Origin of the sequence: Pseudomonas sp. E45-MNA-CIBAN-0222, from assembly GCF_040310405.1 — a bacterium.
Classification (GTDB): domain Bacteria; phylum Pseudomonadota; class Gammaproteobacteria; order Pseudomonadales; family Pseudomonadaceae; genus Stutzerimonas; species Stutzerimonas stutzeri_AC.
Genome location: NZ_JBEOPU010000008.1, coordinates 49,843 through 63,554, shown reverse-complemented (window position 1 = coordinate 63,554; position 13,712 = coordinate 49,843). Strand labels below are relative to the sequence as shown.

11 protein-coding genes are annotated in these 13,712 nt (G+C 62.2%); 9 read left to right on the top strand and 2 right to left on the bottom strand.

From position 1 onward, the window contains the following. Positions 1 to 38 precede the first annotated feature (38 nt). The 3 genes from AAEZ08_RS13520 to AAEZ08_RS13510 all read left to right on the top strand — a co-directional run bounded on the left by AAEZ08_RS13520 (position 39) and on the right by AAEZ08_RS13510 (position 3,796). Positions 39 to 620 carry a superoxide dismutase gene (locus AAEZ08_RS13520; RefSeq protein WP_003284211.1) on the top strand — a complete coding sequence of 194 codons (582 nt, stop codon included), beginning with the start codon at positions 39 to 41 and terminating at the stop codon, positions 618 to 620. 295 nt (positions 621 to 915) lie between these two features. Continuing rightward, positions 916 to 2,976, top strand: a complete 2,061-nt coding sequence (locus AAEZ08_RS13515; protein WP_003284213.1) for a putative bifunctional diguanylate cyclase/phosphodiesterase — start codon at positions 916 to 918, stop codon at positions 2,974 to 2,976. Between the two features lie 133 nt (positions 2,977 to 3,109). Next, positions 3,110 to 3,796 (top strand): spermidine synthase, encoded by a 687-nt coding sequence (locus AAEZ08_RS13510; RefSeq protein ID WP_058065201.1) that lies wholly within the window; start codon positions 3,110 to 3,112, stop codon positions 3,794 to 3,796. A gap of 13 nt (positions 3,797 to 3,809) precedes the next feature. Here the strand turns inward: AAEZ08_RS13510 and AAEZ08_RS13505 are convergent, their stop codons facing one another. Both AAEZ08_RS13505 and AAEZ08_RS13500 read right to left on the bottom strand, forming a co-directional pair. Further along, positions 3,810 to 4,703: a GIDE domain-containing protein gene (locus AAEZ08_RS13505; RefSeq protein WP_500124512.1), complete on the bottom strand. Its 894-nt coding sequence runs from the start codon at positions 4,701 to 4,703 to the stop codon at positions 3,810 to 3,812. A 1-nt stretch (position 4,704) separates the two neighbouring features. Next, on the bottom strand, positions 4,705 to 5,277 hold the full coding sequence (locus tag AAEZ08_RS13500; RefSeq protein ID WP_058065199.1) for a LemA family protein: 573 nt from the start codon (positions 5,275 to 5,277) through the stop codon (positions 4,705 to 4,707). A gap of 173 nt (positions 5,278 to 5,450) precedes the next feature. Here AAEZ08_RS13500 and AAEZ08_RS13495 point away from each other — a divergent pair, with 173 nt between their 5' ends. The 6 genes from AAEZ08_RS13495 to AAEZ08_RS13470 all read left to right on the top strand — a co-directional run bounded on the left by AAEZ08_RS13495 (position 5,451) and on the right by AAEZ08_RS13470 (position 13,691). Continuing rightward, the gene (locus tag AAEZ08_RS13495; protein WP_500124510.1) at positions 5,451 to 6,785 is read left to right on the top strand and encodes an imelysin family protein; all 1,335 of its coding nucleotides are present in this window, start codon (positions 5,451 to 5,453) and stop codon (positions 6,783 to 6,785) included. Positions 6,786 to 6,957: 172 nt separating this feature from the next. Continuing rightward, positions 6,958 to 8,376: a di-heme oxidoreductase family protein gene (locus AAEZ08_RS13490; protein WP_181067122.1), complete on the top strand. Its 1,419-nt coding sequence runs from the start codon at positions 6,958 to 6,960 to the stop codon at positions 8,374 to 8,376. Positions 8,377 to 8,446: 70 nt separating this feature from the next. Then, a complete protein-coding gene (locus AAEZ08_RS13485; protein WP_102820292.1) occupies positions 8,447 to 9,523 on the top strand; it encodes an imelysin family protein in 1,077 nt (358 codons plus the stop codon). A gap of 2 nt (positions 9,524 to 9,525) precedes the next feature. Further along, positions 9,526 to 10,620, top strand: coding sequence for a DUF1513 domain-containing protein (locus AAEZ08_RS13480; protein WP_483031755.1), 1,095 nt, complete (start codon positions 9,526 to 9,528; stop codon positions 10,618 to 10,620). Positions 10,621 to 10,706: 86 nt separating this feature from the next. Further along, positions 10,707 to 12,329 carry a methyl-accepting chemotaxis protein gene (locus AAEZ08_RS13475; RefSeq protein ID WP_500124507.1) on the top strand — a complete coding sequence of 541 codons (1,623 nt, stop codon included), beginning with the start codon at positions 10,707 to 10,709 and terminating at the stop codon, positions 12,327 to 12,329. A gap of 225 nt (positions 12,330 to 12,554) precedes the next feature. Next, positions 12,555 to 13,691 (top strand): efflux RND transporter periplasmic adaptor subunit, encoded by a 1,137-nt coding sequence (locus tag AAEZ08_RS13470; RefSeq protein WP_500124505.1) that lies wholly within the window; start codon positions 12,555 to 12,557, stop codon positions 13,689 to 13,691. Positions 13,692 to 13,712: the final 21 nt, after the last annotated feature.

Genomic DNA, 13,712 nt, shown 5'->3' with positions numbered 1-13,712 from the left:
GCCGCATCAATCCTCGACACCTGAGTAGGAGATACATCATGGCTTTCGAATTGCCGCCGCTGCCATACGAAAAGAATGCTCTCGAGCCGCACATGTCCGCCGAGACGCTCGAGTTCCACCACGACAAGCATCACGCTACCTACGTCACCAACCTGAACAACCTGGTCCCGGGCACCGAGTTCGAAGGCAAGGACCTGGAAAGCATCATCAAGACCTCCTCCGGCGGCATCTTCAACAACGCCGCTCAGGTCTGGAACCACACCTTCTTCTGGAATTGCCTGGCGCCGAACGCCGGCGGCCAGCCGACTGGTGCGCTGGCTGATGCCATCAACGCGTCTTTCGGCTCCTTCGACAAGTTCAAGGAAGAGTTCACCAAGACCGCTATCGGTACCTTCGGCTCCGGCTGGGCGTGGCTGGTCAAGAAGTCCGACGGCAGCCTCGGTCTGGCGAGCACCATCGGTGCCGGCAACCCGATGACTGCAGGCGACAAGCCGCTGCTGACCTGTGACGTTTGGGAGCACGCCTATTACATCGATTACCGCAACGCTCGTCCGAAATTCGTCGAAGCGTTCTGGAACCTGGTGAACTGGGACTTCGTCGCGAAGAACTTCGCAGGCTAAGCCGCTCAGACCGCAGTAAATGAAATGCCCGCCTTCAACGCGGGCATTTTTCATTTAAGGCTTGAAGATTCTTTGCCGCTATACAGGTAAGTCGGGACGGCGTTACGCGCCTTACGGAATTGATCGACGACACGCAATGTTGCTTTCGGATTAACAGCCTGCGCTTGCATCCTGCGCCTTACTGACTGCACAGTCGGGGCTGCTGACTTTCCCGATGTTAATTGTCCCTTTGACGATTGCCGAATGACTATCAATACTTCCGCAACCGAGCGTGGGCACGGAGAAGGACCTTCATTTGAAGTTGGAAATGCGCAATAGCCTGTCGCGGAAGCTCCTGCGTGTCGTCCTGCTATCGGCTCTGGCGGTAGGGCTGGTGCTCAGCTGCGCGCAGATCATCTTCGGCGCCTATAAAACGCGCCACCTGATCGAAGCCGACGCCCAACGCATACTGCGCATGACGCGCGACCCGTCGACCCAGGCCATCTACAGCCTCGACCGCGAGATGGGCGCCCAGGTAATGGAAGGTCTGTTCCAGCACGAGTCGATTCGCATGGCCTCCATCGGTCATCCTGACGAAGGCATGCTGGCCCTGAAGATCCGACCTCCGATCAATCTGCCCACCCGCTGGCTGACCGATCCAATTCTCGGTCGTGACCAGCAGTTTTCGATTCGCCTGTTTGGCAAACCACCCTATAACGAGTACTACGGCGAGCTGCGCATCACCCTGGATACCGCTCAGTACGGCCAGGAGTTCGTCAACGATTCCATCGTAATCTTCATCGTCGGCATCCTGCGTGCGCTGACGCTGGGCTTCGTGCTCTTTCTGATCTACCAGTGGCTGCTGACGCGTCCGCTGACCAAGCTCATCGAGCATTTGGCGCAGATCAACCCCGACCGGCCCGGCGAGCACAAGCTGCCGATGATCAAGGGCCACGAACGCAACGAGCTGGGGCTGTGGGTGGAAACCGCCAATGGCCTGCTCGCCTCCATCGAACACAACATGCATTTGCGCCAGGAAGCAGAAAGCAGCCTGCATCGCATGACGCAATACGATTCACTGACCGGCCTACCCAACCGTCAGCAGCTACAACACCAGCTCGACCACATCCTCGACGAAGCGCGACGGCTGCAACGGCGCATCGCCGTGCTTTGCCTTGGGCTCGACGACTTCAAGGGAATCAACGAGCAGTACAGCTACCAAACCGGAGACTGTCTGCTTCAAGCCCTGGCCGATCGTTTGCGAAGCTCGGGTGCCCGCCTGGGTGCACTTGCCCGCCTGGGCGGCGACCAGTTCGTACTGGTGCTGAGCGGCGTCGAACAACCTTACGAGGCTGCGGAGCTGGCGCAGGCACTACTCGACGAACTGGAAAACCCGATAGAGCTCGACGGCCACCAGATTCGCCTGCGCGCCACCATCGGGATCACGCTATACCCCGAAGATGGCGACAACACGGAGAAGCTGCTACAGAAGGCCGAGCAGACCATGACGCTGGCCAAGAGTCGCTCGCGCAATCGCTACCAGTTCTACGTCGCCAGCATCGATAGCGAGATGCGCGCCCGTCGAGAGCTGGAAAAAGACCTCAGCGAAGCCCTCAAACGTAACGAATTTCATCTGGTCTACCAGCCGCAGGTGGACTATCGGCAAAACCGCATCACCGGAGTCGAGGCCCTGATTCGCTGGAAGCATCCGCAGGGCAAGCTGGTGCCGCCGGATCTGTTCATTCCGCTGGCAGAGCAAAATGGCAGCATCATCGAGATCGGCAAGTGGGTACTCGATCAGGCCTGTAGCCAGTTGCGTCAATGGCACGCCCAGGGCTATACCGGGCTGCGCGTGGCGGTGAATCTGTCTACCGTACAACTGCGCCATCCAGATCTTCCGGCTATGATCGGCGAGTTGCTGCAGACCCATCACCTGCCCGCCGAAACCCTGGAACTGGAAGTCACCGAAACGGGGTTGATGGAGGACATCGACGCTGCAGCCTATAACCTGCACAGCTTGCGCCGCTCCGGTGCGCTCATCGCAATCGATGACTTCGGTACCGGTTACTCTTCCCTCAGTTACCTGAAAAGTCTGCCGCTGGACAAGATCAAGATCGACAAGAGCTTTGTGCAGGACATCGGTCAGGACGAAGGAGCAACCATCGTGCGGGCGATCATTCAGCTCAGCAAGAGCCTTGGCATGACGGTCATCGCTGAAGGGGTCGAAACGCCGGAGCAGGAGGCGTACCTGATTGCCGAAGGTTGTCAGGAAGGCCAGGGTTACTACTACAGCAAACCGCTTTCCGCCCGTGATATCGATCTGCTGCTGCGCCAGTCACAGCCGTTCGATCAAGCAGTCAATTCGGAGCTCCGCTAGAACACGTCAACGCAACGTTTTAGCACTTTCGTCCGAGTGCGATACCCGCCTACCTGTAGAGCGCCTGGCCAGTCACTGCAGCATAGGCCACACTCCGCCTTTTCCGGTCGCTGCGACCTACGATGAGTCCCGCATGAAACGCTTCGTACTACTTGATACCGCCGCCATCCCAGGCAATGGCGGCGCCCTGTGCTTGTTTGAATACGGCGATGATTTCGTCATCAAGATACAAGGCGGCAACGGCAATCAGCTGATGAACACGCGCACTCACGGCTCAGAGGATGCGCTGGCCGAAATCCCCTGCAAACGGGTCGCCGCACGCCCCCAGGTACGTGTGCTGATTGGCGGCCTGGGCATGGGCTTCACACTCGCCTCGGCGCTGCGCCAGCTTGACCAGGACGCCGAGGTGTTAGTCGCCGAACTGGTGCCCGGCGTTATCGAGTGGAATCGCGGGGCGCTTGGCGCCAAGTCCGGGCACCCCTTGAACGATCCACGCGCGCAGGTGCTGAATCAGGATGTCGCCGAGCTGCTGCAGAACCAGCCCCGAGGCTTCGATGCAATCATGCTGGATGTCGATAACGGGCCGGAGGGCCTGACGCAAAAGAGCAACAGCTGGCTCTATTCGCTCGAAGGGCTCAAAGCCTGCGCCAGCGCATTGCGCCCGGCCGGCTTACTTGCCGTATGGTCGGCCAGCGCCGACCGTGCTTTCTCCGAGAAACTCGCCAAGGCGGGGTTCAAAGCCGAAGAAGTTCAGGTGTTTGCCCATGGCAATCGCGGCACCCGGCATACCATCTGGATCGCCGAGAAACGCAAGCGCTAAGCATCCACGCCGTCTACCAGGCGGTCACACCCAGTAGCGTCGCCAACCACACGGCTCCTATCAGGCACATGACCGCCCCACCCGCTGCCTGCCAGTAGAAGCGCCGCGTGAGGACCTCCTCACCGTGACTGGAGAGCACGAAAGGCAGCGCTTCGACGGGACGGCCCAATCGATGCTGTTCCGGATCGGCGCTGCGCTGCCGATGCCGGTCCTCGGCCTCGAGCCGCGCAGCCAGACGCACGCGATTCCATTCCTGATCGTCGAGCTGGCCATCGCCATTACTGTCGAAACGCTGCAGCAGCCCGGCAAAGTCGCCTTTCCACTGGCGGATCACCTCACGCTTGGCGCTTTGCAGATCGAGACCCTGCCGCCCGCCGCCGCTGGTACGGAAGTCGCCAATCGCATAAAGCGGCTCACCCTCGTGCAGGCGCTCCTCGGTATAACGGTAGCGTCTACCGCTGGTGAGCAGTCCCAACCAGCCACTCGGTGCGATACCACGGGGGTGACGCAGACTGCCGGTCCAGACCCGGCGAAACGCCGGATGAACCTCGGCACCACGTGGGTCGATCAGGCATTCACCGGTGGCATCGGCCAGGCGTAGCCAGGCTTCGCTGGTGCCCCGCTCCAGGACGTTCCAACTGCTGCGCTTGCCGTTGGAGCGGTACTCCTCGATGCAGTAACGCCACCACAGGCAGCTTTCCCCGGTCAGCGGCGCTACAGGCTGCGGTACGGACAGCTCGCGCAACATCCCGACCAGTTCGACATAGCCCTGAGCGGCCGAGCGGATGCGCGACGTCGGGGTATCGAGCAGATGACGTGCACGCGACCAACGGCCGATGCACAGCCAGGCACCGCCGATGCAGAGCCCGGCGGCCATCACGAAGGTGAAAAGCTGGCCCAGATTCATCTCAGCCGAACAGCGATTTCAGATCGACATCGGCTTTCTCCGCCTCGCTGAACTGCAGCAAGGCGGCTTCCTTGAAGCCGAACGCTCGGGCAAGCAGCACATCAGGGAATTGCTCGATGCGCACGTTGTTCAGATTGACTGCTTCGTTGTACAGCTCACGGCGATCGGCGATGCCGCTTTCCAGCCCGCTGATACGCTGCTGCAGGTGACGGAAGCTTTCGTTGGCTTTGAGCTCCGGGTAGTTCTCCGCCAGAGCGAACAGCCGTCCAAGGCCGGCACGCAGCCCGGTCTCGGCCTGCCCCAGTGCGCTGACGTCGCCTTGCTCCCGTGCGCTGGACACCGCGTTGCGGGCGCTGATCACCTGCTCCAGGGTGTTGCGCTCGTGCTGCATGTACTGACGGCAGGTTTCCACCAGCTTGGGCAACTCTTCATGACGCTGGCGCAACAGCACGTCGATATTCGCCCAGGCCTTGCTGACGCCATGCTTCAGACGCACCAGGCCGTTATAGAGAATCACCGCATAGGCAGCGACGAGAAACAGCACCACCAACACAACCACCGAGCTAAGACTCATCAGCTTCTCCAGGAACACGGGCCGTTAAAACGCCAGCATTCTACCGGGTGCACAGCGACGGGAGAGAGAGCTCGCGCACGCATTGGCTTTGCACAAAATGAAAATCTTTCGCATTATTGACCGCTTCCGAGCTGGCCTCGGCTTCGTTCACTCGCACGCAAAGGAACCCGCACATGCTACGCACCCCCATTTGGGCAACCGCCAGCCTCCTCGCTGTGGCCATCTCGCTCGCCGGTTGCGGCGAAGACAAGACGCCAACGAACCAGACTGCCGCGCCGCAGAGCACGACCGAAAGCGTGCCGGCCGCACAGGCGCAGAGCCCCGACGAGCAGGCAGCCAAGGCTGTCGTCAGCCACTATGCCGATCTGGCGCTGGCTGTATTCAGCGACGCCCACAGCACCGGCGTGGAACTTCAAAAGGCGGTCGAAGCGCTGCTCGCCAACCCCAGCGAAGAAACCCTGCAGGCCGCGCGTCAGGCTTGGCTGGCTGCCCGCGTTCCCTACATGCAGACCGAGGTGTTCCGCTTCGGCAACCCGGTGGTCGATGAGTGGGAGGGCCAGTTGAACGCCTGGCCGCTGGACGAAGGCCTGATCGATTACGTCGAAGGTGATTACCAGCACGCGCTGGGCAACCCCGGCGCCAACGCCAACATCATTGCCAATACCGAACTGCAGATCGGTGAAGACAAGATCGACACCAGCGAAATCACCGCTGAGCTGTTGGCCAGCCTCAATGAACTGGCCGGCTCCGAGGCCAACGTCGCCACCGGCTACCACGCGATCGAGTTCCTGCTCTGGGGCCAGGATCTCAACGGCACCGGTCCAGGCGCGGGTGAGCGTCCGTATACCGACTACGTCGAAGGCGAAGGCTGCACTGGCGACAACTGCGACCGTCGGCGCACCTACCTGAAAGTTGCAACCGACCTGCTGGTCAGCGACCTGCAGGAGATGGTCGAGCAGTGGCAGCCGGGCGCCGAGAACTACCGTGCAAGCCTGGAAGCCGAATCGGCCGAGAACGGCCTGCGCAAGATGCAGTTCGGCATGGGCAGCCTGTCGCTCGGCGAGCTGGCTGGCGAGCGCATGAAGGTCGCGCTGGAGGCCAACTCCACTGAGGACGAGCACGACTGCTTCAGCGACAACACCCACAACTCGCATTTCTTCAATGCCCGCGGCATCCGCAACGTCTATCTGGGCGAGTACAAGCGCGCTGACGGCAGCACTCTGACTGGTCCAAGTCTCGCGTCCCTGGTTCAGGGCGTCAGCCCCGAAGTGGACAGCACGCTGAAAACCGATCTGGAGACCACCGAAGCCAAGCTGCAGGTACTGGTGGAAAGCGCCAACAACGGCGAAGCCTTCGATCAGCTGATCGCTCCAGACAATGCCGAAGGGCAGGAGAAGGTGCGCAACGCCATCGCCGCACTGGTCAAGCAGACCACCTCCATCGAGCAGGCTGCCGCAGCACTTGGCATCACCGACCTCAACCCCGACACAGCCGATCACGAGTTCTGATCGTTGCTGATACGGACGCGGTGCCTACCGCGCCCGTATCAGACTCGCTGCATCCCCCGGCAGATTCATCGAACCTGCCGCCTTTGCGCAAATGCAAATCCCTCTTATTCAATTTCAATCAGCCTGCTAAGATTGCGCGGCTTAATTCACCGCCCCCTCACAGGTAATCTCGATGCGCCCGTTGTTTCGCCGCCTCTTCCCGTTGCTGGCCCTGATACTGGCCGCCTGTGGTAATGACGAAACACCTCGCTTCGAGCAACCCGAACCCGGCGAAGCGTTGTCGGGCGGCAGCACGACGGTGATGAAGTTCGATCACAACGCCTTCTCCATGCCCTCCGCGAACCTGCCGCCCACGCGCCGCCTCGATTTCAGCGTCGGCAACAGCTTTTTCCGCAATCCCTGGGTTATCGCCCCCTCCTCGACGATCGCCCGTGACGGCCTCGGCCCTCTGCTCAACACCAACGCCTGTCAGAACTGCCATATCAAGGACGGCCGCGGTCATCCGCCTGCTCCAGATGCGGCAAGCGCCGTATCGATGCTGGTGCGGCTGTCCATTCCGGCCCGTCCGGAGCATGCGGACGTCGTCCGTGAGCGAGGCATCGCCCCGGAGCCGACCTACGGCGGCCAGTTGCAGGACATGGCCATTCCCGGCGTAGCGCCCGAGGGCAAGGTACGACTTCGTTATTCGACCGAACGTGTGCAGTTTGCCGACGGCATGGAAGTGGAACTTCGCAAGCCCCGGATCGAGCTCAGCAACCTGGCCTACGGCGACATGCACCCGGACACCCAGATGTCGCTGCGCATCGCTCCCCAGATGATTGGCCTGGGCCTGCTCGAAGCCATTCCCGAGGAGGCGCTGTTGGCCAATGCCGACCCAGACGACCGCAACGGCGACGGCATTTCCGGCCGCCCGAACCGGGTTTTCGACCAGATCAGCCGACAAACCGTTATCGGTCGCTTCGGCTGGAAAGCTGGCCAGCCAAGCCTTAATCAGCAGAATGCCGATGCGTTCTTCAATGACATGGGCTTGTCCACCAGTCTGTTTACCGGCAGCAGCTGCACCGAACGCCAGACCGACTGTCTGGCGATGCCCAACGGGGGCGAGCCGGAAGTGAGCGACAACATCCTTGCCCAGGTGCTGTTCTACACCCGCAATCTCGGCGTGCCGGCACGGCGCAATGTCGGTGACCCGCAGGTGCTTGCCGGTAAGACGCTCTTCCACCGTGCCGGCTGTCAGAGCTGCCATGTGCCGCAATTCACCACTGCCGCGAACGCGGCAGAACCGGAGTTGGCCAATCAGGTCATTCGCCCCTACACCGACCTGCTGCTACATGACATGGGCGAGGGCCTGGCGGACCACCGATCAGAGTTCGAAGCCAGCGGTCGCGAGTGGCGCACCGCGCCCCTATGGGGCATCGGCCTGACCCAGACGGTCAGCGGGCACAGCCAGTTCCTACACGACGGCCGCGCCCGCAACCTGCTCGAAGCCATACTCTGGCATGGCGGCGAAGCTGAAAAGGCACGTCAGATCGTGCTGGGCTTCAATCAGGAAGAACGCGACGCGCTACTGAGCTTCCTCGAGTCGCTCTGAACGGCCACGCCATCCATCCATGCTTCCCGCTGGGGAAGTACTGCAAACCGACATTGCCGACGAGGACACCATGATCCGTTCGAACACCCTGCGCATCGCCAGCGGCAGTCTACTGACCGCGCTGCTGCTGAGCGCCTGCACTCCAGCCGATCCGCAAGCCGATACCAGCAAGGCCCTGGTCGACGGGGTACTGCTGCCAACCTACGTCCAGTGGGCGGAAACCGACCGCCGTCTGGCTGCAAGCGCCATTGGCTTCTGCGCGGACAATCAGACGCTGCCAGAAGCACGAGAAGCGTTCATCGATGCCCAGACCGCCTGGGCGGGCCTGCAGCCGCTGCTGATCGGGCCCATGGGCGAAGGCAATCTGGCTTGGCAGGTGCAATTCTGGCCGGACAAGAAGAACCTCGTGGCGCGCCAGGTGACTGCGCTGCTCAACGCGAAACCCGAGCTTACCCAGGCCGATCTGGACGGCGCCAGCGTCGTGGTGCAGGGCCTGAGCGCCTACGAGTACATTCTTTTCGACGGCAGCATCGACCTCAGCAAAGGCGCCACCAAGGAGCGCTATTGCCCGCTACTGACCGCCATCGGCGAGCACCAGCAAAAACTGTCAGCCAGCGTGCTGCAGCAGTGGCAGGACAAGGATGGCATGGCCGATCAACTGCGCAGTTTCCCCAACGAGCGTTACGCCGAACCAAGCGAGGCGATCGCCGAAGTGCTGCGCGTTCAGGTCACCGCCCTGGATGGTTTGAAGAAAAAACTTGGCGCACCGCTCGGCCGTCAGACCAAGGGGCACCCTCAGCCTTACCAGGCCGAAGGCTGGCGCAGCGACACGACCCTGGCCAGCATCGAAGCCGCAGTCAAAGGTGCTGAACACCTCTGGCTAGGTGCCGACAAGGACGGTCTGCGCAAGCTGCTCAGCACCGAGCAGGCCGATCTGGCCAAACGCATCGACGCCAGCTATGCCGAACTACTGCAACAGCTGGCAGGCATGAGCCAGCCGTTCGGCGAGATGCTCGCCAGTGTCGAGGGGCGCAAACAACTCGATGCGCTGTATCAGCGCATCGACCGCCTGCATCGCTTGCATCAACTGGATCTGTCCCGCGCGCTTGGCGTGCAGATCGGCTTTAACGCGCACGACGGAGACTGAGCATGAAGCGCCGCACCCTGCTAGGCCTGAGCGGCGCCATGCTCGCCGCAAGTGGCATCGCGGGCTGGACGTTGGCGCGGCACGGCGAGCAGCAGGTATTGCTGTCGGCGCGCAACGACAAAGACGGGCAGCACTACGCCGTCGGCTACCGGCTGGATGGCAGTCAGGTTTTCGCCACACCCGTCGCCGAGCGTTGCCATGATGTCTACCCGCACCCGTACCTGCCGCTGGCGGTGTTCGTCGGTCGTCGCCCGAGTCGCGAAAGCTATCTGGTCGACTCGCGCGACGGTCGCCTGCTGCAAGTCATGGCATCGCCGGCCGATCGCCACTTCTATGGCCACGGCGTCTTCCACAAGGATGGCGAGTGGTTCTACACCACCGAAAACGACACCGCCCATGCGGGCCGTGGCGTGCTCGGCGTCTATCGACTGGAAGACCGCCAGCTGGTGCGGGTTGGCGAGCATGCGACCCACGGTATCGGTCCGCACCAGCTGCTGTGGATGCCCGACAATGAAACCCTGGTGATCGCTAACGGCGGTATTCGCACCGAGGCTGACAGTCGCGAGATGATGAATCTCTCGGCCATGGAGCCAAGCCTGGTACTGCTGCGCCGCGACGGTTCGCTGGTCAGCAAGGAGCAGTTGCCCGAGCAGATGAACAGCGTCCGCCACCTCGCTGTAGGCGCCGACGGCACGATCGTCAGCGGCCAGCAGTATGAAGGTGACCCCATGGACCGCGTTCCGCTGCTGGCAATCAAGCGCCCGGGGCAGGCCTTCCAGCACTTTCCGGTAGGCGAGCCGCAGCGGCAGATCATGAACCAGTACACAGCGAGCCTCGCCATTCACGACGAATTGCGTCTACTCGCGGTGACGGCGCCGCGTGGAAACAAGGTGTTCTTCTGGGATCTGGACAGCACCGAACTACGCCAGGAGGCCCACCTGCCCGATTGTGCGGGTGTCGCCGCGGTCGCCGAAGGCTTCGTCGTCAGTTCCGGGCAAGGTCGCTGTCGATTGTTCGACTGCCGCGCAGAGCGCATTGCCAGCACACCGCTGGCGCTACCCGCGGGGCTCTGGGACAACCATTTGCGCATCGTCTAGCTAAAGAAAACCGTCACGCCGCCGATGCATCCAAAGCAACGGCAGGGATGCTCATTGACGTTTTTCTCACACGACGAGACCTCGCCATGCTCCAGAAATCCCTGCGCGCCCAGATTCTCGCGCTGATCGGTGGCAGCCTGCTGCTTACACTGCTCATCGCCCTCGCCTGCATTCGCATGCTCAGCGGCAACATTGATCACGTCCAGAAGCTGCTCGATGGCCCACTGGCCGAACTGCAACTGATCGACGAGGCCAACCTCGAGTTCAAGGTGCAGGTTCAGGAATGGAAGAACGTACTGCTGCGCGGCAAGCAACTCGATACTCGCGCCCGTTTCTGGGGCCAGTTCGAAGCTCAGGAAGCCAAGGTACAGAAGATCCTCGGCGACCTGCTCGTGCTGAGCGCGGACGATCCCACGCTGGCGGCTCAAATCGAACGTCTGCGTAACGAGCACCGCACCCTTGGGGTTGCCTACCGCAAGGGCCTGGACGACTACATCGCCTCCGGCGCCGACCCACTGGCCGGAGATGCCGCCGTAGCCGGGATAGACCGGGCGACCAGCGCGCAACTCAGCGAGCTGGTCAAACAGCTGCATGACGCCGCCGAGCAGCGCTCGGAGACCATTCGTACCGACGCCGAAACCACCGCGATGCTGGGCCCGATCATCATGATTCTGGCCGCAGTGCTGGTCGCATTGCTGAGCCTATGGCTGGTCAACCGACAGATCATCGAGCCGATCCGCAGCCTGATCGAGCACATTGCGCGCCTCAGCCAAGGCAAGTTTGCCGACCGTGTGGATGCCAATCGCGCGGACGAGCTGGGCCGCTTGGCCGTCGCCGCCAACGTGCTGCGCGATTTCCTCGCCGACACTTTCACCCGTCTGCAGCAGAGCACGTCCAATCTGGACAGCGCCAGCGGCGAACTGAATGCCATCGCCAGGCTGATGGCCGAAGGTACCCGTGAGCAGTTCTCGCGTACCGATCAGGTCGCCACCGCCATGCACGAGATGTCAGCGACCGCCCAGGAGGTCTCCCGCCATGCCGCCGAAGCGGCACAGGCCGCCGATGCTGCCGACCATTCAGCACAACAGGGCGAGGCCGTCATGCGGGCGACCATCGCCACCATCACTGACATGAGCGGTGAAATCGCCAACACGGCAGCCGTCATTCGCCGCCTTGAGGGCGACAGCGGGCGTATCGGCAAGGTTCTGGAAGTGATCCGCGGGATCGCCGACCAGACCAATCTGCTGGCGCTCAACGCGGCCATCGAAGCTGCACGCGCTGGCGATGCCGGCCGTGGCTTCGCCGTGGTGGCGGATGAAGTGCGCACGCTGGCGCAACGCACCGCAGAGTCCACAGCCGAGATTCACCAAATCATCGACACCGTGCAGACCGGCGCGAGCAATGCCGTACGTGCGATCGAGAACGGCCAGACGCGCAGCGAGCAAGGCGTCGGCCAGGTGACAGAGGCCGGTCAGATGCTGCAGCGCATCACCGAAGCGGTCGAGGCGATCCGCGATATGAACCGCCAGATCGCCACGGCCGCCGAAGAGCAGACCGCGGTCGCCGAAGACATCTCGCGCAATATCACCGAGATCACGTCGATTGCCACCGCCAACCAGCAGAACGTCGAGCGAACCGAGACCGCCAGCCAGAATCTTCACGACCTCTCGGCACAGCTCAGCGAGGTCACGCAGCGTTTGGCCGGCTGACGGTCAGCGGGGGCGGGCCGGCAAACTGCCGCCCGCCCCTGTGCTTCAGCGTTTTCTCCCCTCTCTGCCTCTTTACTTGCCGCCGATTCGGGGCTAAGTTCCTCGCTCTCCGGCTGCTCGCCAGGCGCCAGCAGGTTGCCGACTCCGGCAATGACCGGACCGTTCGAACGGCTGCCTCGATCATGGCAGTAGACAGCCGGCTCACATCTCCAAGGAAATCGGAAAATGTTGCGCCGCATGCTGTTCATGCTGGGCGCGGTGGTCGTCGTCGTTGCGATTCTTGCCGCGCTCAAATTCAACTCGATCTACCAGCAGATTCAGCAGTTCCAGGCACCCAAGCCTGCGATCGACGTCGAAACGGAGGTCGCCCGACGCTTGGACTGGCAAAGCCGCCTGCCGGCAATCGGCACGCTCAAGGCGTCGCAAGGTATCGACCTCAGTGTCGAGATCGCCGGGACGATCACCGACGTGCAGTTCCAGTCGGGCGAAAAGGTCAGCAAGGGCCAGGCCATCGTATTGCTGGACAGCGAGATGGAGCAGGCCAGCCTGGCCAGCGCCGAAGCCGATCTCAACCTGTCCCGGCTGGAGTTCCAGCGCGCACGGAGCCTGCTCGATCGCCAAGCCATTTCTCGCAGCGAGTACGACCGGCTCAACGCCGAATCGCAAAAGGCCGCGGCCAGTGTCGCTCAACTGCGAGCCAGCCTGGCTAAAAAGCGCGTGCTGGCGCCCTTCTCCGGCACCATCGGCATCCGTCAGGTGGATGTGGGCGACTACATCGCCGCCGGCACACCGATCGCCACGCTGCAGGACCTTTCCACCCTGTTCGTCGACTTCTACCTGGCAGAACAGCATGTCCCACTGCTAAAGCTCGGCCAGCGCGTGCAGCTGCGAGTTGCTGCGTACCCAGGCGAGCGCTTCGAAGGTGTGATCACTGCGTTGAATCCGAAGGTGGAAACCACCACCCGCAACGTGCAGGTACGCGCGGAGCTGGCCAACTCAGACGGGCGTTTACTGCCTGGCATGTTTGCTGACCTGCAGGTGTTGCTGCCGACCAAAACCGCGCAGGTGGTGGTGCCGGAAACCGCCATCACCTACACGCTGTATGGCAATTCGGTACTGCTGGTGACCGAAGGCACACCGCCCGAAGGCGTCAGCAGCGACGAGCCCTACCTGGTGGTCGAGCGCCGCTTCGTCACCACTGGCGAGCGCCGCGATGGCCTGACGGTTGTACTCGAAGGTCTCGAGGGCGGCGAACAGGTGATTACCGCCGGCCAGCTCAAGCTGGACAGCGGCACCCATGTCGCCATCGCCGACAGCCGTACGCTCCAGCTTGAAAGCGCTCAACAGCCGGCGACTGATTAAGAAGAGCCTACTACCCACGCA